The following is a 24,325-nucleotide window of genomic DNA, read 5'->3' on the forward strand; positions in this document are numbered from 1 at the left end:
GTTCCCGCACCTGGGCGGCTTTTTTATGCCTTTTTCTCATAGTTGGTCCTTTCTTGCTCTCACCACAAACGGCCGTGAGAGGACAGCAGGCGGAGGCTGTCCCAATGAGTCAAAGAGAGAGAGTACGAAGATGAACGGTGGGTACCCGCTGCCCTCTCACAGCCGCTCGTGGCTTGGTCAATATCAGGCGTAGACGTCCAGCTCCAGGCCGGACTGGATAATCTCCCGCAGGTCGGCCATGATGGCCTCAAACTCCGGCCGCTCCTTGTCATCGATCCTGCCGTCCTCGGCCATGGCCATCAGGCGCTCAACGCTGTGGGCCTGTTGGAACTGGCTCAAACGTAAGTACATCCGGACCGCCATTTCCAGTACGCTCCGTTCATGGAGCTGGGGGACAATCTGGAGGATCAGGCTGTTGGTTTCCTGAAGGTGCTGGTAGACCAGCTGCGAGGTTTGGTAATAGTGCGCCATCCGCTCCACGATGTCGTTCGGCGGAATCCGGTACCCGTTTTCATAGGCTCGGAGACTTTCCACGGAGACGGCTATCATTTCGGCGGCCGCTTCCTGGGTATAACCGGATTCCCGCCGCGCGGTTTTGTAGATATTACTTTGTTCTGCCGGCATAGACTTTTCCACCTCCCTGTGTTATTTTGAGGCTACATGGGACTCCGTTTCAGGCTCCTGGGCAGGCTCCTGTTTTATGAACGCCACCAGGTCCTGCTTGAAGATCCGGATCTGGTTGCCCACACGCACGCTCCGAAGCTGGCCGGAACGGATCAGCTCATAGACGGTAGGTTTCTTAACGCGGAGGATGGGCAGTACGCCCTCCACCCGCATCACCAGCGGAATGTCGTCGAAGGACAGGGGCGGTCCTCCGGGATCGGCCTGCGGCTGTATGTAGGTTCCGCCGGTGTCCAAGTAGGACACATCTTTTTCCGGGGCTGTTTGGACCATTCGGCACTGCCTCTCAAACTCACAGCCCTGGCAGACACCGCCGAAGCCCGCCGGCTTCTTGCCCAGGGTGATCTCATTGGCGGCGGCCAGGTGCCTCCCGGAGCAGACAATGGCTTCTCTTGGGATGTTCATGGTTGACCTCCTTTCAGTCGTTTTCGTAGGCTCATCCAGCCTGGGCGCTGGGCGGCCCCGTGCGGCCGAACAGCTCGTCGATGGTACAGTGCAGCACGTCGGCCAGGGTACTTAGCCGGGCAGTGATGGGTACCGCCTCACCAGTCTCCCAGCGGGAAACCGTGGCGACGGACACCCCCATCTTCTCGGCAAGCTCGTACATGGACATCCCCAGCCGCTCTCGCAGTTGACGAATTGGCATACTGATCCCCCTTTCAGATTGGGCTTGATTACTTGTGGCGTAAATGATATGATAAAGCAGATAATGATCCACCTTTACCTGATGTGCATTAGCTTTTTCCAGACGGACAGCGTGTAGGTGTGCAGTTCCTCGTCGCTCGGTAGATCATACCCTTTGTCCATCAGGTATCTCACTAGTGCCATTGTGCCTACCTTGCATAGCAGCCATTGGAGCGCACATACTGCAGCAAGGGTCCCTAAGATGACATAGCCCATCTTCCTCACCTCCCTTGCTTCGCCCTTGATTTACTTCACGGGTAAATCATAAATCCTTAAAAGTGGATTGTCAACGATGTTTTTCCTTTAAAGTAAATTATCGTGATATTGCCCTATTTCTTTTTTAGAGGAGGGATAGTGCTTGGACAAAGCAGTTTTTGTGCAAAACATAAAAAAATACTGTTCTGTCAAAGGTGTAAAACCAACTGTCGCCTGCCGTGAAAGTGGAGTGGGGAACAGTTTTATAAATAACATTGAAAGCCGTGGACAAGTTCCTTCCGTCGAAAAAGTTCAGCTCCTTGCCCAGTATCTCGGCGTTACCGTGAGCGAACTTCTGGGGGAGGACGCCTCGGAAATCTCCCAGGGCCCAGCCCAGCCCTATCTGGTCATGCGTTATAATCAGCTCTCCCAGGAGGGGCAGGAAAAGGTCATGGCCTTTGTGGAGTTCACAGCAATGCAGGAAAAGAAAGGGGATGAATAGACCGTGACCCCGGACCTCTCCCATCTGCTGTATCGCTATGTCGATGAATATGGCTACTCCTGGCCCACGGCCTGCCAGGTGGTCAACCGGATGCTGGGAAGCAATTACACCCAGGAGCAGTTGCTCACGCTCTACAGAAAAAATAAATGTGTCCAAGTTGGACACATTTGCAAGTCATGACGAGGGGGGCATTGATCAATGCCAGTATGTTGTAATTGCGGAAAGAAAGGTTTTTTTCTGCGCGTTATCAATGGCCTTTGTCCAACTTGCTTGAAAGAAGCTCAGGAGAAAGAATCGCTTGAATATCAAGCCGCCGCACAAAAATTTGATGAAACACTTGCCATCTATAAACAGTGCGAAGTTGATTTATCTACCTGTACCCTTAACGAATTGCGGCGTGCATTATCTTTAGGCAAAGAATGCTGTGGGCTACTGGCTAGCTGGAAAACCACTCCGCAGATGAATCGTGTGATAGAAGATCGAGGGATTCGCGATACTAACTCTCTTTTGGGACATTTTCTTCGTTTGGAGCAACAACTAGACAAAACAACCCTGCATACCGAAGATGTCATAAATGGAATTTCTGGTCGATGCGCAAAATATGAAAGTGTGTTGGAGAAGTCCTTGGCATTTGATACCCGGCTCAAAGATATTCCCCCAAGCCCGACGCCGCTGAAGAGCGGTGACAGGCTCCCTTTCACGCTTAATGTACCACCGCTAAAAGATGCTAATATTACAAAGAGAACTACTCCCACATCTGTTGGAAATTTTGTGGCGATAGATATAGAAACAACAGGATTGTCAATCCAGACTGCCGAGATCATTGAGGTGGCTGCAGTCAAATTTGTAAATTTTGAGCCCGTAGAGGTATTTTCTTCTTTTGTGAAACCCAAGGGATTTCTTAATGTTAGGGCACAGCAAGTAAATCATATTACCGACGCTGATCTGAGTAGCGCACCGGGTATTGAAGATGTTATGCCACTCTTTGATAGTTACTTAGGTTCTGTGCTTCCTATCGTAGGGCACAATTTGAATTTTGACTATAGCTTCCTTTTTGCATACGGGAGCCAAGTGATGCGCGATACCATGGTGGAAAAGAGAAAATTTTTTGACACATTGGCATTAGCTAAACGTACTTTCGACTGGCACAAAAACAGCCTTGACTTCCTCTGCAGGCGGGAACTTGGACTGATTCGGGACTCTGCCCACAGTGCATTGTCTGATGCGGTTTCGACCGGACTGCTATTTTCTCACATCTGTGCCCAGCGCATTGGGTTACCTGTAGGCTGAGATACTGATTATCCCATGTCTCAAAGTTTCTGTTGCGTTTTATTTCTAGGTCTGCCATACTGCCATTAACAGTATCAGATTTGCGCCAAGGCAGTATAGTAGCCGTGTTTCATAGTGTCCGGAGTTCCCAGGGGAACCCCGGACCTTTTTGCTTCTGGAGGCGGAAAATATCCACCTATGCAACGCCGCCGCTGTGTAGTAAAATGAACGTGTTATTAGGGCGGAATGGCAGGCGTACCTAGGATAAGTGCACCCATTTTCCGAAAAAACGAGATGAATACAAAATGTGGAACGAACTATTGACAGACGCAAGATATTGTGGTACAAAGAGCTTGTAATTGATTTCTGCACGCACTCGCTGAAATTGCGGGGGTAGGTGGTCTCCACCTTGCTCGTTGGGCTTAGACTCACATTGTGCACGTTGTTAGGTTTGTACGCGCGTCTTATGGGACGTGGCCTGGGTAGGGGAAGCTGTGCCCATTGGCCCCTTGAATTTGACGCATGATGAAAAAATACGTATAATAAAGCAAGAGAGTAAGGAAGTATATGATAGGCTGCGGCAGTCATGGCAAAAAGTGCAACTAGATAATGCATCTGCCAGGTGCTACCCTGTTATTGTGATTAGGTCAGATTTTGTAGGTCAGATTTTTACCCGTCGGGGGTATGTTGTTCCCGCCTGCCGGAGACTTGTCAGACCGTAAACCCTGATCGGACGGAAAACCGAATAGATTGATTCAGGTCCGAAAACGAGAAAGATGTTTTCGGGCCTTTTTGCATCTTTTTGGCGGAAGCGTCTGAGCGACCATCCCGGTGATTCGCCGGGGCATAAACACCGTATGGAGAGATTTCACGGCGAGAGGAGGACGCCATATGCCCCCGCCCTCGTTGAGAACAGCAAGCCCTCTGAGCTTGAACAATGACGCCTATGCTCTGTGGTCCCGGGGAATCTTCCCGGGCCGTGCGAGGCAGGAAAAGGAGATCTTCAACATGAAGCATCACAATGATCATTTGACAGCAATCTCTGGGCCGGAGAGCAACCCGGCCGGCGCGGCGCTCGGCAGAGCCGCGGCCACCTTCCACCCCCATCCCGTTCCACTGCCGGGGACGGACCACAGGACGCCAGCAGCACAGTCTGCACCTCGCCCCAGGGTGCGCGTCCGCCGCGGGAGACCGTCTCCCACCCGCTTTCAGCGGGATGCCGGCGATCATACTCAACTCCAAAAGACAACAGAGACAGGCTTCCGATCTTTGCCGTGCCTCCCTCGGAAAATATAGCCGCCCCAAGGCTTTCACCCCCTTCGGCAGAGGCTTGATACTGGGAGATCTCACGGAAAACGGCCGGAAACAGTGAGTATATGCCACCGGGCGAACTGCGTCCTTTTCAAATTTCAAGAAAGGACGATACTATGTCTAAGCAATATGAAAATCTACTCTCCCAGTTGGACCGCCTCCACCGCCACAACCGCCAGGGGAGCTACAAGACCCGCGCTCGGTATTATGAGGCCATGCAGCGGTTCTGTCGCTTCCTGGCTGACCGCTACCGCCTAGAACGTCTGGCCAACATCGCCCCCAAGCACATCTATGCCTACGTGATGTACCTGCAGGATAGCGGAAGGGCTCCATCCACAATCAAGACAGACCTGGCCGCAATCCGTTTTTTCCACGACCTGATGGATCGGCCCCGCTACCAGCTCCCGGGCAATGAGGTGCTGAGCCTTCAGCGCCGGATTCTGAAGGGGGTGGACCGCACCTGGAGCACTCCGGAGTTTAACCGTATGCTGGCCTATGCGCTGGAGGCAGACCGTGAGGACATCATCACCCTCCTCTACCTGGGGCGCTATGCTGCCCTCCGCATCCATGAGTGCTTCCGCATCGACACCGCAACCGCCAGCCGGGCCATCCGGGAACAGGCAATCACTATCAAGGGGAAGGGCGGCCTGGTCCGGACGGTGCCCCTGCATCCCATCCTGATCCCCCGTCTCCAATTTCATCTGAAGCGGACGCCCCGAGGCAAAAAGCTCTTTGTCCCTGACGGTGTGGAGACCCATCAGGCCATCAAAGAGCTTCAGGCCTTTATTTACATCCACCGTCCCTATGCCCAGGACCCGGATTCCACTCGCCCTATGACCTTCCATGGTCTCAGGCATACCTGTGTCACTGAGTGGTACTTTCAACGTATAGACGCCGGCGCCAGCCCCTACGAGGCCCGCAAGGAGTGCGCCAGGCTGCTCGGCCACGGGCGCGATGACGTAACCACCATTTATCTATCTTCCGGAAGAGGAGGTGCTGGCCATGACTAAGTATCCAACCTCGTTTGACGATCTCCCCCTGGTGCTGAAGGTGGAGGAGCTGATGCCGCTTTTATCCGTGGGCAAGAATACCGCCTATGAGCTGGTCAATTCCGGCCAGATCAAGCCCCTGTGGGTGGGCGGCCAGATCCGTGTCCTGAAATATGATGTGCAATCCTTCCTGGAGCACAGCTGCAACCCTTACACAGATGACCTGTCCAAATAATGAGAGTCCGGGTATCATGTGTAAGATCTCAGCTGTGCGGCGAAAGGAGGATTTGTATGCCGCGCGGAACAGAAAATAGTCGGGGCGCCTCTGGTGGCGGGTCGATCCGCAAAAAGATCATCAAGAGAAATGGAAAGGAATATCTCTACTGGGAGGCCCGCTATACCTCCGGGTATGACCCGAAAACGGGTAAGCAGATCCAGCATTCCATCACCGGCAAGACGCAGAGGGAGGTGGCCCAGCGGCTCCGCCAAGTCACTGCAGCCATTGACCAGGGTCTTTATAAAGAGCCCTCCAACCTCACGGTTGGCCAGTGGCTGGAGATCTGGATCAGCGATTATGTGGTCAATGTGAAGCCGAGGACGCTGGAGGCCTACCGCTGCCAGATCAAAAACCATATCCTGCCGGAGCTGGGCAGCATACAGCTGGAGAAGCTGCGTCCTCACGTCATCCAGCATTTTTATAACGACTGCCACAAGACGATCTCGGCCAAAAGCGTCAAGAATATCCACGGGATCCTTCACCGCGCCCTTCAGCAGGCTGTGGCCATCGGCTATCTAAGCAGCAACCCTACCGAATCCTGCGTGCTCCCCCGTGTAGAGAAGAAGCCGATCAAGCCCCTGGATGATGACGCGATCCGTCGTTTCATGGCAGCAGTCAAAGGGCACCGCTTTGAGTGCGTCTATCTGGTCACACTCTTTACCGGAATGCGCCGAGGCGAGGTTTTCGGACTGACCTGGGACTGCATAGACTTCCAGCACGGGACGCTCCTGATCAACAAGCAGCTCCAAAAGATCAAGGACGAAACCGGCCACACAGTGTATAGCCTGGTGACCACCAAAAACAGCAAAGCCCGCAAGATCACACCCGCAGCCTTTGTCATGGCGCTCCTTCGCCAGCAAAGAAGCCGGCAGACGGAGCAGCGGCTCCGAGCCGGGCCGGCCTGGGCAGATAAAAATCTTGTGTTCTCGGATGAACTTGGGGATTATCTGAAGCCCCACGTCGCTTATGACAGCTTCAAAAAGATCGTCGCCCAGATCGGGTGTCCAGAGGCCCGATTCCATGACCTGCGCCATTCATACGCCGTGGCTGCGATCAAAAGCGGGGACGACATTAAGACCATCCAGGGGAACCTGGGCCACGCTACCGCCGCCTTCACCCTGGACGTCTATGGCCATGTGACGGATCAGATGCAGCGCGACAGCGCCCAGCGGATGGAGGAGTATATCCACAAAATTTCCGGCTAAAGGGAAAACAAAGGGAAACTCCGATCTCCCCATAGACAAAAAATCCCCTGGGGCCTTGCAACGCAAAGCCCCAGGGGATTAGTTGAGTGGTGCGGCTGACGGGAGTCGAACCCGTACGCCCGTCCGGACACAAGCACCTCAAGCTTGCCAGTCTACCAATTCCAGCACAGCCGCAAAGAGCGGCCTCATTTAGACCGCTTGATTATTATAGCCTCTTCCGGCGGATTTGTCAACGGAATTTTTCCAGTCTGTGCTTATTTCTCCTCCAGCGCGGCATCCGGGGCCTGTTCTGCCTTCTGGGCAGCGATGGCCTCCCGCTCTTTCAGAAGCTCTTCATAGAGCTGCTGGGTATTCCACCCCTGGTTGGTATCCGTAAGCACCGCTTTCATGGCGATGGGAGGCAGCTGAGCCAGACGGAGGACCTCCAGCACCTGATGGAGCAGGGCACTGTTCAGCCCGCAGAACACCAGCATAGGCTCCGGGAGAATCTCAGCCGGTTCACCGGCCTCCCCCTTGCCCACAGCCAGCTCCCCCAGGGAGATATGATACTGCTCTGGGTTCACCACCCGCATACGCAGGCGGAGCATGGCAAAAATCTGGCGCATTTTTGAAAACTCCGGACCGGAGCAGTTATACATCAGAATCGTTCCAGCACGCACGATGATCCATCCTTTCCAATTGCCGGGCGGCTGCCAGCCGCCCGGCACAAATCAAATTAAACCTTGTCCAGGGCCTGGGCAATGTCGGCGATGAGGTCCTCAGCGTCCTCAATGCCGCAGGAGAAGCGAACCAGATCGGGGGTAATACCGGCGGCCACCAGCTCCTGGTCGTTCATCTGCCGGTGGGTGGCAGAGGCGGGGTGCAGACAGCAGGTACGGGCATCGGCCACATGGGTCTCGATGGCGGCCAGCTTCAGGTTCTTCATAAAGGTCTCAGCGGCAGCGCGGCCACCCTTGAAGCCGAAGGAAACCACACCACAGGTACCATTGGGCATATACTTCTGAGCCAGCTCATAGTACTTGTCCCCTTCCAGACCGGGATAGGTGACAAAGGAGATCTTGGGGTGGTTCTTCAGGAACTTGGCCACCGCAAGGCCATTCTCACAGTGGCGGGGCATACGCACATGGAGGCTCTCCAGGCCCAGGTTCAGCAGGAAAGCATTCTGGGGGGACTGGATGGAACCAAAGTCACGCATGAGCTGGGCGGTGCACTTGGTAATAAAGGCACCGGCCTGGCCGAACTTCTCCGCATAGGTGATGCCGTGGTAGCTGTCATCGGGAGTGGTGAGGCCGGGGAACTTGTCCGCATGGGCCATCCAGTCAAACTTGCCGCTGTCCACAATGCAGCCGCCCACACCCGCTCCATGGCCATCCATGTACTTGGTGGTGGAGTGGGTGACGATGTCGCAGCCCCACTCGATGGGCCGGCAGTTCACCGGGGTGGCAAAGGTGTTGTCGATGATAAGGGGCACCCCATGGGCATGGGCAGCCTTAGCAAACTTTTCAATGTCCAGCACGGTGAGGGCAGGGTTGGCAATGGTCTCACCGAACACAGCCTTGGTGTTGGGCTGGAAGGCAGCCTCCAGCTCCTCCTCGGAGCAGTCGGGCTCCACGAAGGTAAACTCAATGCCCATCTTCCGCATAGTCACGTGGAACAGGTTATAAGTGCCTCCATAAATGGTGGAAGAAGCCACCACATGGTCACCGCAGTTGGCAATGTTGAAGATGGCGTAAAAGTTAGCCGCCTGGCCGGAGGAAGTGAGCATAGCAGCGCTTCCGCCCTCCATGTCGCAGATCTTGGCCGCCACCATGTCGTTGGTGGGGTTCTGCAGGCGGGTATAGAAATAACCGCTGGCCTCCAGGTCAAACAGCTTGCCCATATCCTCGCTGGTGGCGTACTTAAAGGTAGTGGACTGGATGATGGGGATCTGGCGGGGCTCCCCGTTGCCGGGGGTGTAGCCGCCCTGGACGCACTTGGTATTGATTTTGTAGTCGCTCATGGAGTTTCCCTTCTTTCTGACGGTTGCAGGCGGACGGGCCGCCTATGGGTTACAGGAACTGCATTTCAAAAAATGCTACTCTAGATTACAGGGGGAGAGCAATTTTGTCAAGAGCCTTAGGAGGCCTGCTCGATCAGGCGATCTGCCAGCAGGGCCTCTTCCGCTTGAAGCAGCTGGTGGCTGCGGTAGTCGGAGCCGTAACCCCCTGAGCGGATCTCCACCCCTTCCACGTCCTCCAATTGAGACAAGGTCAGCACGATGCAGTAATCAGCCAAGGTCAGGGAGACGTCGGTCAGGGCCCCGTATTGTTCCGACAAGCTGACCACCAACACCCCAGGGCGTTCCTCATCCCAGACGCATTTGCGCAAAGTGACCCCTTTGGGGAACGGGGACGCCAGCTCCTCCAGGGTGGGACCAGCCAGCAGGGCATCCAGCAGCGCTTCGGGCTGGGCTTCTCCGTCATAGGGCTCCCAATCCAGGGCCGGACCATGCCCTGACTCTCCCGCTTTCAGAGAACCGGAGAGAAAATAGAGCACATAATCTCCCCGCTGTTTCTCTTCACTGCTCCGCCCGCAGGCACACAGCAGCACCAGGAGGGACAAAAGCCATGCCAGTACACATCTGCTTTTCATGGCTATTCCTCCTTCTCCAGGGCCCGCTCCGGGTCGCAGCGGGGGAAGCCCACCGTGAAAATGCTTCCCTCCGGATGTCTGGGCCGGGCCGTTACCCAGCCTCCATAGCGGCGAACGGTGTCCCGCACAATAGACAGCCCCAGGCCTGTGCCTCCGGCTGCACGGGAACGGGCCTTGTCCACCCGGTAGAAGCGGTTGAACACCTTGGGCAGATCCTCATCGGGAATGCCGATCCCCGTGTCCCCCACTTCCAGCAAAATCTGGTCCGCGTCCGGGTACACTTCCACAAAGACCTTCCCTCCAGAGAAATTATATTTAATGGCATTCTCCACCAAATTGTGACAGATCTGGTACATCTCGTCCTCCGTACCCAGGACGAAGCACCCCGGCTTCAAGTTCTGCTCAATGCTTACGCCGGCCGCATCGGCCACCGGCGCCAGCATAGCCGCCACCCGCTCGGTTACCTTCCCCAAATCCACCGGCTCCGTCTGACCGGCAGGCAGACTGTCCAGGCGGGTGAGCGCCAGCAGGTGCTCGGTAATGCGGGTGAGGCGTTCCGCCTCTTTACCGATGTCCGACACAAAGTCCCGGACCATCTCCGGGTCCATCTGGTCGGTCTGAAGGATCGAATCGCTGAGCAGGCGGATGGAAGCCAACGGAGTCTTCAGCTCGTGGCTGGCGTCAGAGACAAAGCGCCGACGCACCTCCTCCGTCGTCTGGAGGCGGTCAGTCAGGTGGTTAAACTCCTCTGCCAGCTGGGCCAGCTCGTCCCGTCCCACCGGCTGAAGGCGATGGCCATATTCCCCCTCCCCCACAATGCGGATGGCCCGGAGAAGGGCCGCCATGCGGGCGGTGAGCATCCGGGAGAAAAAGGTACTCATCACCAGCGTAACAGCTGCAATGACCAACGAGATGCTGCGCAGGTTCTGCTGCAGGTTCAGCAGAAGCGTTCCCTGGGCCTCATCTACCTCCAGAATATAGATAGCCCCAATGATGACACCCCGGTACATGATAGGGGCGGCGGCGGTGGAGATGAGTTTGCTGTCCTCATACCGGGAATAAAAGACGTCATTTCCCCACAGGGCAGAGACCACCTCCTGAAAGAGAGCGTACGCATAGCGCTCCTCCTGGGGCTGCTCTTCTTCCTCATCCTTCTGCTTTTGGGTGCTGTCATAGAGGATGAGACCGGAAGGGTCGGTCACTAAGATCCGGTCAAGTCCCATGCTGTCCAGCATAGTCATCACCCGTGACACCTGGTCGGCAGACAGGGTCTCCAGCTCCATCAGGGCCGAGCCCATCACGGCCGCCTGATTTTTCAGGGAATCTCGCTTTGAATTGACCAGCAGCTCCTGGGAAGCCACCACCGGGTAGGTGTTGAGCAGCACCAGCACCACGGCAAAGATGACCAGGTAGCTCATGGCATACTTTACCTGCAGCGAGGAAAAAAAGGGCACCTTATTTCGTTTTGGTCCGGCCATAGCCTCGCCCCCCTTCCGGTTTCATGCTGCGCTCAGCTCTCCTTGCGGCCGCTGAGGTAATATCCAACGCCCCACTTGGTGCGAATGTACTCCGGGTTGGCCGGGTCCAGTTCCAGCTTTTCCCGCAGGCGGCGGACATGGACGTCCACCGTGCGGTAGTCCCCAATATACTCATAGCCCCAGACTACATTGAGCAGGTTTTCCCGTGAATACACTCGCCCAGGGTTTCGCATGAGCAGCTCCATCAGGTCAAATTCCTTAGCCGTCAGCTCCACCGGCGTTCCGTCCCGCCAGGCTGCACGCTCCCCGGTATCCAGACGGATATGCCCCGCGGTCAGCTCACCGCCCCCCGCCTTCTGCACGGCGGCTCCTGAGCGGCGCAGCAGGGCCCGCACACGGGCCTTCAGCTCCAAAATGTTAAAGGGCTTTGTAATGTAATCATCCGCTCCGCACTCGAAGCCCATGATTTTGTCCGCATCCTCTCCCTTGGCGGTGAGCATAATCACCGGCACATTGGAAAATTCCCGAATGCGCATACAGGCCTGGAGGCCATCAATTTTCGGCATCATCAGGTCCAGCAAAATAAGGTCAAACCGCCCGTCTCGGGCCAGTTCCACCGCCTGCTCCCCGTCATATCCCACTTCTACCTGGTAGCCCTCATGCTCCAGATTAAATTTGATTCCCTTGACCAGCACCTGCTCGTCATCCACCACTAATATCTTTGCCATGTTGTTCTCCTTGCTTTTGCTTCAATCCACAGCGGCATAGTCCCGGAGACCATCCAAAATTCCCTGCCCGATCCCAGGCACTTCATCCAGCTCCTCCACCGTTTCAAAGGGGCCGTTGGCCTCCCGGTAAGCGATAATATCCGCCGCCCTCTTTTCTCCAATGCCGGGAAGGCGCTGGAGTTCATATTCGTCAGCGGTATTGAGATCGATCTTCTCTCCGGGCAGAAGGCTGTCCGGCCAGCTCTCCTCCACCTGAGGCAGCTGAATCAAACTGGATCCGCTCTCCTCCCGGCGCTCCATCACTGTCACCCGGAACTCCCCGTGGGAACGGTTCTGGTTCCACAGCCAGCCTCCGGTGAAGAGCACAAACCCGGCTGTCAATGCCGCCACTACCTTTTCATATGTGGGCACTTCCGCCATTTTTCTCCCCCTTTTGACACTTGCACAGGTCAGGCAGGTTTGTTATAATGTCTGTATCTGACCAATTAAGCTTAGTATAACATACCTGTGGAGAATTTCCTATGAAAAAATATTTTTCCCGTTTGTTCAGCCTCCTGCTTACATGCCCCATCCTGTTGTCCCTGTTTGCCCTCCCCGCGGCAGCGGAGGAGACCGATTTGAACCTCTTCTGCACCCATGCTATTTTGATGGATGCGAATTACAACGAAATCCTCTACGAGGACAGCGCCTATGAAAAGGCCTATCCCGCCAGCCTCACTAAAGTGCTCACCGCTCTGCTGGTCATTGAGGCCATTGAAGAAGGCACCATTTCCGCCGACACCATGGTCACCGCCGGAGATACCACCAATCAGGGCATGGTTGCCGGGGCCTCCACCGCCAATATTAAGGTGGGAGAAACCTTGTCTGTGGAGGAGCTGCTCTACTGCCTGCTTCTCCCTTCAGCCAACGAGGCGGCCAATATTTTGGCTGTGGCGGTGGACGGGTCCATCGAAACCTTTGTGGAGCACATGAACCGCCGGGCCAGCGAGCTGGGCTGCAAGGGAACTCACTTTACAAACCCCAACGGTCTCCATGAAGACGACCATTACACCACCGCCTATGACCTGGCCCTGATGATGTCGAAGGCCCTGGAATATGACCTCTTCCGCACCATCATCGGCAGCGTCAGCCACACGGTTCCCGCCACCAACCTGTCGGAGGAACGGGTCATCTACAACACCAACGGTCTCATTTCCAACTGGTACTACTCCGGCTATGTATACGACAAGTGCATCGGCGGCAAGACGGGCACCACTGACCAGGCCGGACGCTGCCTGGTGGCCGCAGCAGAAGATGGCGAAACCCTGCTGGTATCCGTTATCCTGGGCTCCGGGCCCATGGAACAGGAAGGCTATGACAAGCCCCGCCAGGGCCAATTGGTAGAGAGCTCCCGTCTTTTAAAGTGGGGCTTCAGCAACTTCCGTCGGGTGACCATCACCCAAAGTGATGAGCCGGTGGCCAAGGTCGCCGTGACGTTGTCCCGCGAGGCCGATGAAGTGAACCTCAAGCCCCAGGGCTCCATTACCCGCACGCTCCCCAAAGACATGGACCTGGATCAGATCGAAACACGCATTACCATCCCTTACGAGTCTGTGGAGGCTCCCGTGGAGGAAGGCCAGGTGCTTGGCACCATGACTCTCTCCTACGAGGGTGAGGTGTACGGCACCCTGGATCTGGTTGCCGTTACGTCGGTGGAGCGCTCCGACCTGCTCTATAAAAAGCAGCAGTTTATCGACTTCTTCCAGCACACCTGGGTCAGGCTGATCCTGGTCGTCATCGCAGTACTGGTAGTATTGGTCCTTCTGCGGCTGTTCGTATTCCGCAAGCGCCGGCGGTACACGGCCGGTGTCGGCGGCCGCCGCCGGGGCAATTACCGGGGCGGACGGAGATAAACAACATTTCAATATTTTAATTTCATCCATAAAAAAGAGGCACAGCCAATGGCTGTGCCTCTTTTTTATGGGCCTTTTTGTTAAAGACTGGTTTTCAGGGCCTGGGCAATCTGGTCCGGGCAGGAGGTCTGCTTAGCACCGCAGCGGATGCCGTCCAGGCGGGCGATAGCCTCCTCCACCTTCATCCCTTTCAGCAGGGAGGAGATCCCCTGCAGATTTCCGTGGCAGCCGCCCACCACCTGAACGGATTGGATGATGCCGTCCTCTACCTCAATGTGAAAAGCCCTGGAGCACACTCCACGGGGTACGTAATCAATGTGCATATCTTTCCCTCTGCTTTCGACGAAATCCGGCAGGTTATGACTCACTGCCTCGTTTATACTCGAAAAAGCATAGCAAATTCAGGAGGGAAAGTCAAGGCACATTATCCCGCCGCCCGGTCCCGCCGCTCCAGCTGGAGCCGGTCGGCAATCATGGCGATGAATTCACTGTTGGTGGGCTTACCCTTTGCGTTGGAGACGGTATAGCCAAAGTATTTCTGCAGCGTCTCCAGGTCTCCCCGGTCCCAGGCCACCTCAATAGCATGACGGATGGCCCGCTCCACGCGGCTGGCGGTGGTGCCGAAGGTTTTGGCCACCTCAGGGTAGAGCACCTTTGTCACCGCGTTGATGACATCCATATCCTCCACCGCGATCATAATGGCCTCTCTCAGATACTGATAGCCTTTGATATGGGCGGGAACTCCCACTTCATGGATGATGGCGGTCACCTGGCGCTCCAGATCAGCTCCGCTTTCCCGCTCCGATTCCAATCCCCCAGGGGACATCACCTGCCTTAACCGCTGGCTCACGGTGGACAATTTGCAGGGCTTTGCCAGAAAGAAATCCGCCCCTCTGGCGGCGGCTTCTCCAATGACATTGCCCCGGATGTAGCTGGACAGGACCAAAATCTTCGGCCGGTCCTTCAAAGCGGACAGCTCGTCCAGAACCTCAAGTCCATCCATGCCTGTGAGTACCATCTCCATAATGACCGCATCCGGCTTCAGCTCCCGGGCCAGGGCCACAAGCTCCGCCCCATCCGCTGTCTCGCCCACCACCTGAAGGTCGCTCTCCTTAGCCAGGGCGTCTGATAAAATGCCGCGAAATTCCACGCCGGTGTCAGCCAGCAGAATTCGTTTCATTGCGTCCATTTCTTCCTTCCTCCTTGTGCAAACCTGACATTCAGCCACCAACAGCCCCATCCTGTGCCAACCTGGGGCGTTTCGACTGACCAATTACAATTTAGCACACTCAGACCGGTTATGCAAGTCATTATTTGGAAATTATTGTAATACTTTTAGACACTAAAGACTATAATTCGACAAAATATCTAATATTTGTAAAAAATGTGGGGTTCGGGCCAACCGGTCCGAACCCCGTTTTTCCTTCCTCAGGAGGCCTGTGCCTGGCAGCCCGTGGCTTGCCGGAACATGTTTTCCGCCAAAATTCCATAGCCTCGTGCGGCATCGTTCACCAGCACATGGGTAAATCCATGATACCAACAAGCTCCTAAATTTTTGGGAGGCGTGGATACAGGTCAATGACGATCTGTCCATCGGCTCCCTTGTAATACTCTATCTTTTCAAGTATCTCTTTCAGAAGCTCATTTCGTTCTTCGTTGGTCATGTCATCATAACTGGAGAGCAGTTCTTCCGTCTGCGGGATGAGATTGGCCTGAGATACTTGGCTCGCTTCCAAGGTATCGAGCAACTTCTGAATCTCCGCTTTTTTGGCTTCATGCTCCTCCATAGCAACTGTCAGCTTTGCCCGCCTTTCTTGGAATACATCCAAGGTATATACTCCCTGTTCGACCAAGTTGAAGGCATTGTCCAGCTGCGTGGAGAGCTTTTTCAGCTCCTGATCTAACTTTGCCAGTTGCTTTTTGGCCACTTTAATATCATCCTCGTAACCAACGGTATCAATTTTGACTTTGTAGCCTTTCAGCCAAGTCCGCAGCGCACCAATAATTTCTTTCTCGACCACATCAAAATATGCGCTGCCATTGTGACAATTTCTCCCGTTGACACATCGTAGGCGCGGTGTGTTATTCCGCTTGCTTGACATTGTGGTTCGGCCAATCCGCTTTCCGCATTTCGCACAGAACAACAATCCCGAAAACGGATTCATCAACTTGAACTCGTCCCGAACCGGAGCAGATGGCTTTTTACCTACACGAATATCCTGGGCTTTCAGGAAATCTTCTTCGCTTACCAAAGCAGGATGGAGACCATCGTAGATGTCATAAGAACTCATATCTTTGTTTCGTTTGATACGCTTCTTAACTGCACCATTCTCAATGCTCTTGATCTGCTTGCTCCAGCCACGCCGGATTTTTCCCATATAAACAGGATTTGTGATTATTTGAGAAATCGTTGAGTAAGTCCAAAGATCACCGTGCCTTGTCGGAACATCGTGGTCATTCAAATAATTTGCAATTATTTTCGTCCCCTGGTTATTAAGGTACATTGCAAATATCTTTTGAATGATAGGTCCTTCCTCCGGGTGTGGCTCCAGGGTAAAACCCTTTTCGTGAGGAATTTTCACACGAGTGTAGCCATAAGGAGAAATACTGCTAATCCACTTTCCTTCAGAAGCGCTACTGTCACGCCCTCGAATCAGCCTTCGGTTAATGGTCTTATACTCACGGCGGCTCATAAACAGGCCGAACTCAAAGTATTCTTCATCGAACTCATTGGACGGGTCATAAATCTTTGTAGGGGTAATAATCTTTGTCCCGGAAAATTGGAAAACCTGACTGATATATGCTTGATCGGCTCCATTGCCTCTCGCCAAACGCTCCAGATCAACTACAAGAACACCAGCATAAATTCCAGCACTTACTTCTTCCAGCATCTTCTGAATTTCGGGTCTTGCAGCGATTGATTCACCAGAAACGACCTCATAGTATGTTTTAGCAATATAATACCCTCTGTCCGTAGCTACTCTGTCCAAGATGGCTTCGTGCCGCTTTAGTGTTTCCTCAATACTCAGCTCTGCGTAATCACGGTCAAATCGTGACTTGCGAAGGTACTTTACATATTGCTCCATGAAGGGCCTCCTTTCTGGCTTATTATATGGTTAGGGCAAACACATCGTCAACGATATGGAGCCGGCCAAATTATGGGAAATGCCGCAGCTCTTACTGCGGCACCGGAATTTCATCTTTATCATTCTGCGGCTCTGCGCTCATGCTTCTTCTCTTATAGGAGTTAGAAACAATCTGGTTCAAATGAGAGATGCACCCCTGTGTTGGAATAGCGCAGAACTCATCGTGTATTCGTACTGTCGAAGCAGTAGTTTTGATTTCAGCTGCTATCATACGCGCTCCTTTCTACAACGAGGATTCCTTGTAAAATTATTATGGACAGAATTTGTTGATCTATTCGTTGAAAAAGAAACAGCCGCACCAAATTGCACAAGCTGAAGAACAACTTATTGCCTCGGTGCGGCTGTCTAACTGTTTGTTTCTTATGTTATGTCATATTTGCCACGCCCCCTGACACTGGGGACATTTCCGGTCTCCGCTGGCGCGGCTGTCATAACTCCGCAGCGTCGTTTTTCTCGTGCGCCGCAGGGTTCCCCCCAAGTCTTTAGGAGGCCGTGAGGAAGTATCTTTAAGCCCCCATGCAGTCATCGCGCCCCAAAGTGCCAACTCCAGGTTTCAGGCTTGCGTTGATCGCTCCGAACAGCTTGTCCACCACCTCCTTAGCTGTCCATCTTCGCGCCGCGCCTGATTCGCTCGTACATAGGTTATGTACCGGAAATGCCGTCTATGCGGTTGTCAAGTTGCCATGAGCATGGTTCAAAAACCTTGCTTCTGACAACCCTGACCAATTCCGGTAGATTGTTCCCCCTGTCTTAAAACTTTTTCAAAATTTTTGAAAGTCGTTTCAGTCCGTACTTGATACTCTCACTGACCCTGCTCTTGCTCACTCCCTCGGCACGAGCTATCTCCGTAACACTCATTCCCAGGTAGTATCGAGCATAGATACGCTTTGCCTGCAATTCCGGCAAATCCATAACAGCAGAATAGGCCACATAGGTATCGCGGGTCTTGGCATAGTTGACAATATGGGTCCGCAGGACGGCGATCTCCGCCATGCGTTTCTCCGCCGCCTTAATTTTTGCAGACAGCTCATTATGGTGGGCCGTTGCTGCGGCTGCCTTTTCTTCCAGCACAGCATACTCCAGCAGGTTATGCTCCGTGAGATAATTCACGGTTTGTGCCATCTGTTTAAGATTAAAGACCTTGGCCCATCTCGCATATCCGGCACCTTTTCCGGCCTGGAGCTTTGCCTGGATGTCAACCAGCAGATTCACCTTCGGCGGATCTGCTTGCTTGACCGGCTTCCGACGGGGCGTATGCTCCTTTTGACCGGCGAGGACGGCCAGCAGGTCCTCCAGGGTGTAGCCATCGCCCAGGCTGTCCAGGCGGGACACTTTGCCCCAGCCGGGGAGCTTCAAACGGTAGGATTTTCCGCGCTTGGTCACTTCACAGCCGGATTCCCGGAGCAGCTTCAACAACTCGTTCAGGTCAGCAGGTTTTTGTGCCAGAGCTTTATCAATGGCAACTCGCAGCAATTCCCGATGGGACGGTTTCGCCTGGTCCCCCAGCCACTGATCGTAGCTTTTCCCATGTGGCTTTGGGTTCTCGACAATGGACAGTCCATTCTCAATGCAGATTGTGTCGCTCAAACGCCGGACGGCTTTTGTGCTACCCCAAAAGTTGCGGAACTTCCGGTCACAGTCCAGGTTGACCGAACTCCAAATGATATGATTATGGACATGGGCCTTGTCAATGTGGGTACAGACGATAAAGGCGTGTTTTCCCTTGGTGAACCGTTTGGCAAATTCCACGCCCAGCCGGTTGGCTTCCTCCGGGGTGATCTCCCCAGGACAGAAGGACTGGCGAACATGGTAGGCGATCACATCGTCTGCGCCACGGACCCGTCCGGTTGCGGCAATATACTGGCGCTTGGCCAGCATGAACTCGGCGTCGGCCACACGGCTGTCGCACTCATAGCCGGTGATAAGCCTGCCGTGGTCGGTTTTTTCGGGATTAGCCACATAGTCGATAATGTCGCAGATGGCGTGGCTCTCGCTTCGTCCCTTGCCGATATGCAATGGCATAATGCGTGTGGTTGCCATGAAATTTCCCTCCCTTCAACAAAAAGGCAGCCATAAATGGCTGCCCAAACGAAAAGTCTGCTATTTATTTGCGTGAGTTGCTCGAACCTCTTTATACAAATGACAAACAAATTCCATTTTACATAGTCCAGACGGCGAATTACTGATAAAAACATCATCTGACCACAGAATCAGCCTGGAAAATGTTTTGTTCAGAAAATTGTCATCCAGGGATGGCAACACAAAAGATTCCGCTTCCATTGTGATCTTTCCGAAACTATTGTCCTCATCTTCAACAACGATGTTGCACCCCAAAAATTTAGCTACACACAGGGCTTGCACAGATAATTCCTCAAACTGTTGCATCCGCTTCTTATCGGGAACTCTTTTCCATTTTTTTATATGTTCTTCGTACAGCCGATAAATTTCTTGTAGCTCCTGCTTTGTCTTTTCTTCCTCTATTTCTCGCTCTGCTGCTGTGAGACCTTCTTTTTCGGAGCGAATTTCTTCGGCAATTTCATCCCATTCAGATTTTGCTAAATCATAGTATCTTTTCTCAATCCTCATCTTTTTTTCCTCGTGCTTTCATGTATAGAACAGCTTTTTACACCTTCTCATGCAATTTCTGGTTAAAGCTGACAGCTTACAATACATAGTCTAACAGAAGCTATCACAGCTCGCAATCATAATGTAGTCTTAAAGTGCATAAAATAATCGCTAACAGCTAATAGATGGGTGTAGACTATGGAAGAAAACAAATTAGGAAAGCGCATCAATGAGGTGCGAAAATCCCGCTGTATGACAGCGGATAAGTTGTCGGAATTGTGCAATATCAATGCCACTTATCTTCGTCAAATTGAAGGTGGAGCAAAGATGCCGAGCCTGCCGGTATTCATTGACATCTGCAAAATGCTTCACATTTCTCCTGACTATTTGTTACAAGATGAATTGGCGGAAAATGAAATCACTAATATCCGAGAAATCGAACTGCTCTGGAAAAAAGCTCCGCTGCAAAAACAAGAGCTTGCACTTACTGTGATAAAGGCAGTCCTGGAGCATACAGAACAGTAAAACAGCCAGCCGATGGATCATACCGGCTGGCTGTCTTTTTATTGTGAAATTATCCATAGACCAAATCCTGTATGGCAAACTTCAAATCCTGCACCTTTCCAAGCAGCCAAAAGGCCAGTTTCGGAAGTCCAAAAGGACTAATAAGAAAAGCAATCACCAGCAGAATGAGGCCATTTTGCGGGGAGTATGTCACCAGGACGGCCACACCCAGTAGAGCAATCACCATACTGAGAAGCCCCAGCACCAGACCGGATACATAGACCAGACCCACGCAAATCCAGATGGCCAGTGTAAGAAGAAGCACCACCGGAGCAACCACGATTTTCAAAAGCAATTTCACCAATCCCAACATCATTCCCACAGAATCTTCACCTCCAGCTTTATTCTAAATCCATTATGAGATATTTTTTGTCAAACAGCAAGGATACGAGCAAAAAGAAAAAGCGGAGGAAGGCGCGGCGAAGAAACGCCGTTCCTCCCTCCGCAGATGGGGTAAATACCCCTGTTACGAAAGTTTTGCGAGCTGGGCCAGTATCTCTTTTACGCCATCCCATAGCTGTTCCTGCCGATGAGATATGTCCTCCAGATCAGCATCATAAACCCGCCCGGTTTCATGGAGCTTGCGGGTCAGCTGGTTCAAGTTGTTGCTGGAATATCTCATAAGAGAAACCAGTTCCTTCAGCTCCGGTAAATCCAGTTGCACCACATAGCCGTCCACAGCCATCTTCCGCAGGTAGGCACTCAGGTTTTTTGTGCCAAACTGCGCCATCTTCTGCTGGATTGCTTCCATCTCGGCAGAAGAAACCCAAAACAGGACTGGCACATCCCGTTTGCGTTTTGGGCTGCTCATCGTTCCGGCTCCCCTTTCTTCGGGACGGTAGACCTGTTGACAACCGGCGCTTCCTTCTTGAGCTTTTCTCGTACCGAGGTCCGAGGCGGCTCTGCCTTTTCACCCTTGGTGCAACTGCGTTGCTGTTCTTCCCGCACCAGATCAATGAATCCATTCAAAACAGCTGGGTGGCTGTTTACTGCATAGCCACCCCGGACAGAATCCGAGTTGTAGTTGGGGATAGTCTTGGCCCATTCTTTGTTACGGCGTGAATAGCGTCCATCCCAGTCCTGGAGCTGAACAGTATTTGCCAAGACCAGCATCACCCGGTCAATGCCATAGGTCTGGATTACACCCTTGGCCGCATCATGGCTTAGATACATTCCATCGAAGTGTTCACGCACCGCCGCTTCAATAGCCTCCTTGCACTTATAATTTGTACGGAGGGAAGCACGGTATGCCTCCAGCTCACCATGCTCTTTCGCATAAGATACCGTATGCGGATAGAGAGGGACCATATCGCCCTGCTGTTGAGGGACTTTAGGATCATCCGGGGAGCGCATGGCTGTAACAACCAATTTGCCGTTGATTTGTGCAAACATCTCCGGTATCTCAAAGTGCTGACTGAACTTTTCGAGAAGCTCCGGTTCAAGTGCCGCAAAATCATCCTCACTCAAACCAACCACCAAAAATGTTCCAGCCACCACATCGTAAATGCTGCCCGCCTCATCCCTCAAGGCACGGTTCAAAGGTTTTCCTTTCAGCTTTCCTTCCTCGTCGCAGATCAACGCCACCGGCTCGTGGAAAGGATAAACAGCCTGAATATCGCCGCCGACTTCTTTTTGCAGGGATTCCAAAGAGAAAGAAATATCTTTGACATAGGGCTTTTTACCCGGTTCTACCACCAAAGCATGACCTGCTGGGGGTTCTTTCATCTTGCACACATCATCTGCCCGGTTCTCAATGCTGTCCCGGATCACATCCATGTAGTCGGTCTCCACCTTCTCAAAGTGGCGGTACACATCGGTCAGAGGCGTGGGCGAATCCAGCAGCGCCTGAGCCTGGGCGTCGGTCAGCTCCAGCTGCTCCATCGCCATCACAATGTCCTCTCGGACGGTGTATTCGTAAGCATGGTTCAAAACTTCTGCCGGGGGCTGGCTTTTCAGCCAGTCCCGGTATTTGTCCTGTTCAGCGGCCATCTTCTCATAGAGGGCCGTATTCAGATCGTTGGTATTCATATTAGTTGTGCGCCTCGTCCACAAACAGCCGATCCACGCCCAGCTGCTCGAAAGTCACCACATCGTCCTTGCGGCCCTCGGCCTGGAGCTTTTCCAGTCTGGCCTCCAGAGATTTCTTGGTGCGTTCCAGCTGCTTGACAGTGAAACGCTCACCGCCGCTGTATTTCACCTCAGCAATGCCCCCGGTGATCTCGTCGATCTGCTCCTGAAGGAGCCGTTCTTGGCGCTCCCGGCTGATGGGGATTTTTTCAAACTGCGAATGGCCGATGATAACGGCATCGTAGTCTCCGGTGGCAATTCTGGCACAGAATTTCTTGCGGTTGTGGGTCTCAAAGTCTTTCTTGGTCGTGACCAGGATTTTTGCGGAGGGATAAAGCCGCAGGAACTCCGACGCCCATTGTTCGGTCAGGTGGTTCGGCACCACAAAGAGGGACTTCTGGCACAGCCCCAGGCGCTTGGATTCCATCGCAGCGGCCACCATCTCAAAGGTCTTACCCGCGCCCACTTCATGTGCCAACAGCGTATTGCCGCCATACAGTACATGAGCGATAGCGCCCAGCTGATGATCCCGCAGGGTGATGGCCGGGTTCATACCTCCGAAGGTGATGTGGGACCCGTCATATTCGCGGGGCCGGGTGGAGTTCATTTCCTCGTTGTACTGGCGCACCAGGGCTTGGCGGCGCTCCGGGTCCCGCCAAATCCAATCACGGAAAGCGTCCCGGATGGCCTGCTGCTTTTGGGCTGCCAGGGTGGTCTCCTTGGCGTTCAGCACTCGGCGCTCTTTACCGTCCGCGTCCTCCACGGTGTCGTAAATGCGGACATCCCGAAGGTTCAAACTGTCCTCCAAAATTTTGTAGGCATTGGCGCGGCTCGTTCCGTAGGTGGTGTAGGCCGCCACATCTTTTTCGGATACAGAGCTTTTGCCTGTGACCTGCCACTCGGCGGTATAGGAGGCGTAATTGACCTGGATGGCGCGCTGGAGGTAGTACGGGGTGTTGAAGGTCTCATACATGAATTGCTGGATGTACTCCTTGTCAATCCAGGTAGCGCCCAGGCGCACCTCAATCTCCGAAGCGTCCAGGTCTTTAGGCTGGGCAGCGGTCAGGGCCTCCACATTGATGGCAAAGGCCGGGTCCTGCTGTGCAGCTCGCTGTGCCTGACGGAGCTTGCGCCGCACATTACCGGAAAGGTATTCATCGGCGGTCACATAGGTTGGGCGTTCTCCCTCCGGCACAGGCCCAGGCAGACGGAAGATCACGCCTTGCAACTCGGCGGCCAGCTCGTCACTGGTCTTGCCGGTGAGCTGTTCCATATACTCCATGTCCACACGGGCCTTTTCCGCGATGGATACGGCCAGAGCTTCGCTTGCGGTGTCCACGGAAGTCACCGCCTCATGGGGCTTGATGGTCCGCTTTGTGAACATATCTGCTTTGTGCTTCAGTTGGCCATTCTCGTCAATGACTTCCAGCGCGCAGAGCAGATAGTAGGCGGCTGCGGCAACGGCTGACTTGCCTTTTCCTCGGCTCACAATGCCGATGTTACAATGGTAAATGGCTATGGGTATCACCTCCCGGATAGGATAACCAAACCCGCAAAAATGGTACAGACGCCAACGGCGGGTGTACTGTTTTTGTGGGTGTGCAGGGATAGCCGCGTAAGCGGCGCAAGGGGTGCAGCCCCTTGTTGCGGCAAAGCCGCCATATCGGAGCGCGGGGAAAGTTCCCTGTGCGGAGATACGCCCTCGGCAGAGCGCACACGCCCGCAAGGGTGTATAAGTGCGCCCTTTGTTCCAAAGGGATTATTCGCTTTTCCCGCCCTCGGTGCGTTTTTTCAGATAAGCCCGCGCTTCCTCGCTCGTCAGGGCAAGCCGGAGAAAGGCGGCGGCTTCCTCATCGGTCATGGTCTTGGCTTCCGGCACAATGCTCTCAAAGACTGCGCCTCGGACGACCAGCCGGTGGCTGCGCGTCCGGCGTTCCTCTTGGGATAACTTTTGCCGCAACACCTTTTCCCGATTTTCAAGCTGCCGGATTTTCTTCTTCCCGTCCTCAATCTCGGCTTGCAATTCCTCGGGTGCCGTCAAGATTTATGCGCAAAATTATTTGCAGGCTCCGGCTGAATGAAGTCAGCCGGCAATAGAGGCGTCGTACAGAGCCGCCTCCAAGTGCTTCATGTTCATGTAT

The 24,325-nt window shown here is 53.7% G+C and carries 25 protein-coding genes, 1 tRNA gene and 5 pseudogenes; 8 read left to right on the plus strand and 23 right to left on the minus strand.

The window, feature by feature from the left end:
* Positions 1-183 precede the first annotated feature (183 nt).
* From ACTQ3R_RS13420 to ACTQ3R_RS13430, 3 genes are read right to left on the minus strand one after another with little or no spacing between them, the layout of a single operon-like run.
* Positions 184-624: a helix-turn-helix domain-containing protein gene (locus ACTQ3R_RS13420; protein ID WP_441779716.1), complete on the minus strand. Its 441-nt coding sequence runs from the start codon at positions 622-624 to the stop codon at positions 184-186.
* A 21-nt stretch (positions 625-645) separates the two neighbouring features.
* On the minus strand, positions 646-1,086 hold the full coding sequence (locus tag ACTQ3R_RS13425) for a helix-turn-helix domain-containing protein (RefSeq protein WP_441779717.1): 441 nt from the start codon (positions 1,084-1,086) through the stop codon (positions 646-648).
* 31 nt (positions 1,087-1,117) lie between these two features.
* Positions 1,118-1,327: a helix-turn-helix domain-containing protein gene (locus ACTQ3R_RS13430; protein WP_441779718.1), complete on the minus strand. Its 210-nt coding sequence runs from the start codon at positions 1,325-1,327 to the stop codon at positions 1,118-1,120.
* A 396-nt stretch (positions 1,328-1,723) separates the two neighbouring features.
* On the opposite strand from ACTQ3R_RS13430, the gene ACTQ3R_RS13435 reads away from it, so the two are divergent.
* From ACTQ3R_RS13435 to ACTQ3R_RS13460, 6 genes are all read left to right on the plus strand, one after another.
* On the plus strand, positions 1,724-2,062 hold the full coding sequence (locus ACTQ3R_RS13435) for a helix-turn-helix domain-containing protein (RefSeq protein WP_441779719.1): 339 nt from the start codon (positions 1,724-1,726) through the stop codon (positions 2,060-2,062).
* A 3-nt stretch (positions 2,063-2,065) separates the two neighbouring features.
* Positions 2,066-2,242 (plus strand): hypothetical protein, encoded by a 177-nt coding sequence (locus ACTQ3R_RS13440; protein ID WP_441779720.1) that lies wholly within the window; start codon positions 2,066-2,068, stop codon positions 2,240-2,242.
* Between the two features lie 18 nt (positions 2,243-2,260).
* Positions 2,261-3,352: a 3'-5' exonuclease gene (locus ACTQ3R_RS13445; protein ID WP_441779721.1), complete on the plus strand. Its 1,092-nt coding sequence runs from the start codon at positions 2,261-2,263 to the stop codon at positions 3,350-3,352.
* 1,406 nt (positions 3,353-4,758) lie between these two features.
* Positions 4,759-5,652, plus strand: coding sequence for a tyrosine-type recombinase/integrase (locus ACTQ3R_RS13450; protein ID WP_441779722.1), 894 nt, complete (start codon positions 4,759-4,761; stop codon positions 5,650-5,652).
* A complete protein-coding gene (locus tag ACTQ3R_RS13455) occupies positions 5,645-5,866 on the plus strand; it encodes a helix-turn-helix domain-containing protein (RefSeq protein ID WP_441779723.1) in 222 nt (73 codons plus the stop codon). Before ACTQ3R_RS13450 ends, ACTQ3R_RS13455 begins: the two co-directional genes overlap by 8 nt.
* 56 nt (positions 5,867-5,922) lie before the next feature.
* A complete protein-coding gene (locus ACTQ3R_RS13460) occupies positions 5,923-7,113 on the plus strand; it encodes a tyrosine-type recombinase/integrase (RefSeq protein ID WP_441779724.1) in 1,191 nt (396 codons plus the stop codon).
* An 87-nt stretch (positions 7,114-7,200) separates the two neighbouring features.
* On the opposite strand, the gene ACTQ3R_RS13465 is transcribed toward ACTQ3R_RS13460, so the two are convergent.
* The 7 genes from ACTQ3R_RS13465 to ACTQ3R_RS13495 form a co-directional block, all read right to left on the minus strand.
* Positions 7,201-7,287, minus strand: a tRNA-Leu gene (locus tag ACTQ3R_RS13465).
* An 80-nt stretch (positions 7,288-7,367) separates the two neighbouring features.
* On the minus strand, positions 7,368-7,772 hold the full coding sequence (locus ACTQ3R_RS13470) for a DUF3783 domain-containing protein (protein WP_441779725.1): 405 nt from the start codon (positions 7,770-7,772) through the stop codon (positions 7,368-7,370).
* Between the two features lie 56 nt (positions 7,773-7,828).
* Positions 7,829-9,112, minus strand: coding sequence for an O-acetylhomoserine aminocarboxypropyltransferase/cysteine synthase family protein (locus ACTQ3R_RS13475; RefSeq protein ID WP_441779726.1), 1,284 nt, complete (start codon positions 9,110-9,112; stop codon positions 7,829-7,831).
* 116 nt (positions 9,113-9,228) lie between these two features.
* Positions 9,229-9,744, minus strand: coding sequence for a GerMN domain-containing protein (locus ACTQ3R_RS13480; RefSeq protein WP_441779727.1), 516 nt, complete (start codon positions 9,742-9,744; stop codon positions 9,229-9,231).
* 2 nt (positions 9,745-9,746) lie between these two features.
* Positions 9,747-11,222, minus strand: a complete 1,476-nt coding sequence (locus tag ACTQ3R_RS13485; protein WP_441779728.1) for a sensor histidine kinase — start codon at positions 11,220-11,222, stop codon at positions 9,747-9,749.
* Between the two features lie 32 nt (positions 11,223-11,254).
* Entirely contained in the window at positions 11,255-11,950 is a 696-nt protein-coding gene (locus ACTQ3R_RS13490; RefSeq protein ID WP_441779729.1) for a response regulator transcription factor, read from the minus strand.
* A 21-nt stretch (positions 11,951-11,971) separates the two neighbouring features.
* Positions 11,972-12,370 (minus strand): ComEA family DNA-binding protein, encoded by a 399-nt coding sequence (locus tag ACTQ3R_RS13495; RefSeq protein WP_441779730.1) that lies wholly within the window; start codon positions 12,368-12,370, stop codon positions 11,972-11,974.
* Positions 12,371-12,471: 101 nt separating this feature from the next.
* On the opposite strand from ACTQ3R_RS13495, the gene ACTQ3R_RS13500 reads away from it, so the two are divergent.
* Entirely contained in the window at positions 12,472-13,842 is a 1,371-nt protein-coding gene (locus tag ACTQ3R_RS13500; RefSeq protein WP_441779731.1) for a D-alanyl-D-alanine carboxypeptidase family protein, read from the plus strand.
* An 80-nt stretch (positions 13,843-13,922) separates the two neighbouring features.
* Here the strand turns inward: ACTQ3R_RS13500 and ACTQ3R_RS13505 are convergent, their stop codons facing one another.
* The 6 genes and pseudogenes from ACTQ3R_RS13505 to ACTQ3R_RS13530 form a co-directional block, all read right to left on the minus strand.
* Positions 13,923-14,165, minus strand: a complete 243-nt coding sequence (locus tag ACTQ3R_RS13505) for a TIGR03905 family TSCPD domain-containing protein (protein ID WP_441779732.1) — start codon at positions 14,163-14,165, stop codon at positions 13,923-13,925.
* Positions 14,166-14,266: 101 nt separating this feature from the next.
* Positions 14,267-15,031, minus strand: a complete 765-nt coding sequence (gene spo0A, locus ACTQ3R_RS13510; protein WP_441779733.1) for a sporulation transcription factor Spo0A — start codon at positions 15,029-15,031, stop codon at positions 14,267-14,269.
* Positions 15,032-15,389: 358 nt separating this feature from the next.
* Entirely contained in the window at positions 15,390-16,928 is a 1,539-nt protein-coding gene (locus tag ACTQ3R_RS13515) for a recombinase family protein (protein WP_441779734.1), read from the minus strand.
* Between the two features lie 810 nt (positions 16,929-17,738).
* Positions 17,739-17,900 (minus strand): sigma factor-like helix-turn-helix DNA-binding protein, encoded by a 162-nt coding sequence (locus ACTQ3R_RS13520; RefSeq protein WP_441779739.1) that lies wholly within the window; start codon positions 17,898-17,900, stop codon positions 17,739-17,741.
* Between the two features lie 9 nt (positions 17,901-17,909).
* Positions 17,910-19,028: pseudogene (locus ACTQ3R_RS13525) on the minus strand (relaxase/mobilization nuclease domain-containing protein); the annotation flags it as partial.
* Positions 19,029-19,088: 60 nt separating this feature from the next.
* Positions 19,089-19,574, minus strand: coding sequence for a hypothetical protein (locus tag ACTQ3R_RS13530; RefSeq protein ID WP_441779735.1), 486 nt, complete (start codon positions 19,572-19,574; stop codon positions 19,089-19,091).
* Positions 19,575-19,751: 177 nt separating this feature from the next.
* On the opposite strand from ACTQ3R_RS13530, the gene ACTQ3R_RS13535 reads away from it, so the two are divergent.
* The gene (locus ACTQ3R_RS13535; protein ID WP_441779736.1) at positions 19,752-20,078 is read left to right on the plus strand and encodes a helix-turn-helix domain-containing protein; all 327 of its coding nucleotides are present in this window, start codon (positions 19,752-19,754) and stop codon (positions 20,076-20,078) included.
* A 49-nt stretch (positions 20,079-20,127) separates the two neighbouring features.
* Here ACTQ3R_RS13535 and ACTQ3R_RS13540 read toward each other — a convergent pair whose 3' ends face one another.
* From ACTQ3R_RS13540 to ACTQ3R_RS13570, 7 genes and pseudogenes are all read right to left on the minus strand, one after another.
* Entirely contained in the window at positions 20,128-20,430 is a 303-nt protein-coding gene (locus ACTQ3R_RS13540; protein ID WP_441779740.1) for a CD1845 family protein, read from the minus strand.
* Positions 20,431-20,583: 153 nt separating this feature from the next.
* Entirely contained in the window at positions 20,584-20,928 is a 345-nt protein-coding gene (locus tag ACTQ3R_RS13545; protein WP_441779737.1) for a plasmid mobilization protein, read from the minus strand.
* Positions 20,925-21,419, minus strand: a pseudogene (locus tag ACTQ3R_RS13550) (DUF3849 domain-containing protein); the annotation flags it as partial. The pseudogene ACTQ3R_RS13550 and the gene ACTQ3R_RS13545, both read right to left, overlap by 4 nt.
* A gap of 114 nt (positions 21,420-21,533) precedes the next feature.
* Positions 21,534-21,842 (minus strand): annotated as a pseudogene (locus ACTQ3R_RS13555) (DUF3846 domain-containing protein); the annotation flags it as partial.
* Positions 21,834-22,145: pseudogene (locus tag ACTQ3R_RS13560) on the minus strand (DUF3848 domain-containing protein); the annotation flags it as partial. The pseudogenes ACTQ3R_RS13560 and ACTQ3R_RS13555, both read right to left, overlap by 9 nt.
* Positions 22,146-22,149: 4 nt before the next feature.
* Positions 22,150-23,637, minus strand: a pseudogene (locus ACTQ3R_RS13565) (SNF2-related protein); the annotation flags it as partial.
* 306 nt (positions 23,638-23,943) lie between these two features.
* Complete coding sequence (locus ACTQ3R_RS13570) at positions 23,944-24,225, minus strand: DUF3847 domain-containing protein (protein WP_441779738.1); 282 nt, start codon at positions 24,223-24,225, stop codon at positions 23,944-23,946.
* Positions 24,226-24,325 lie beyond the last annotated feature (100 nt).

Source organism: Lawsonibacter sp. LCP25S3_E2 (assembly GCF_052117285.1).
GTDB lineage: Bacteria > Bacillota > Clostridia > Oscillospirales > Oscillospiraceae > Lawsonibacter.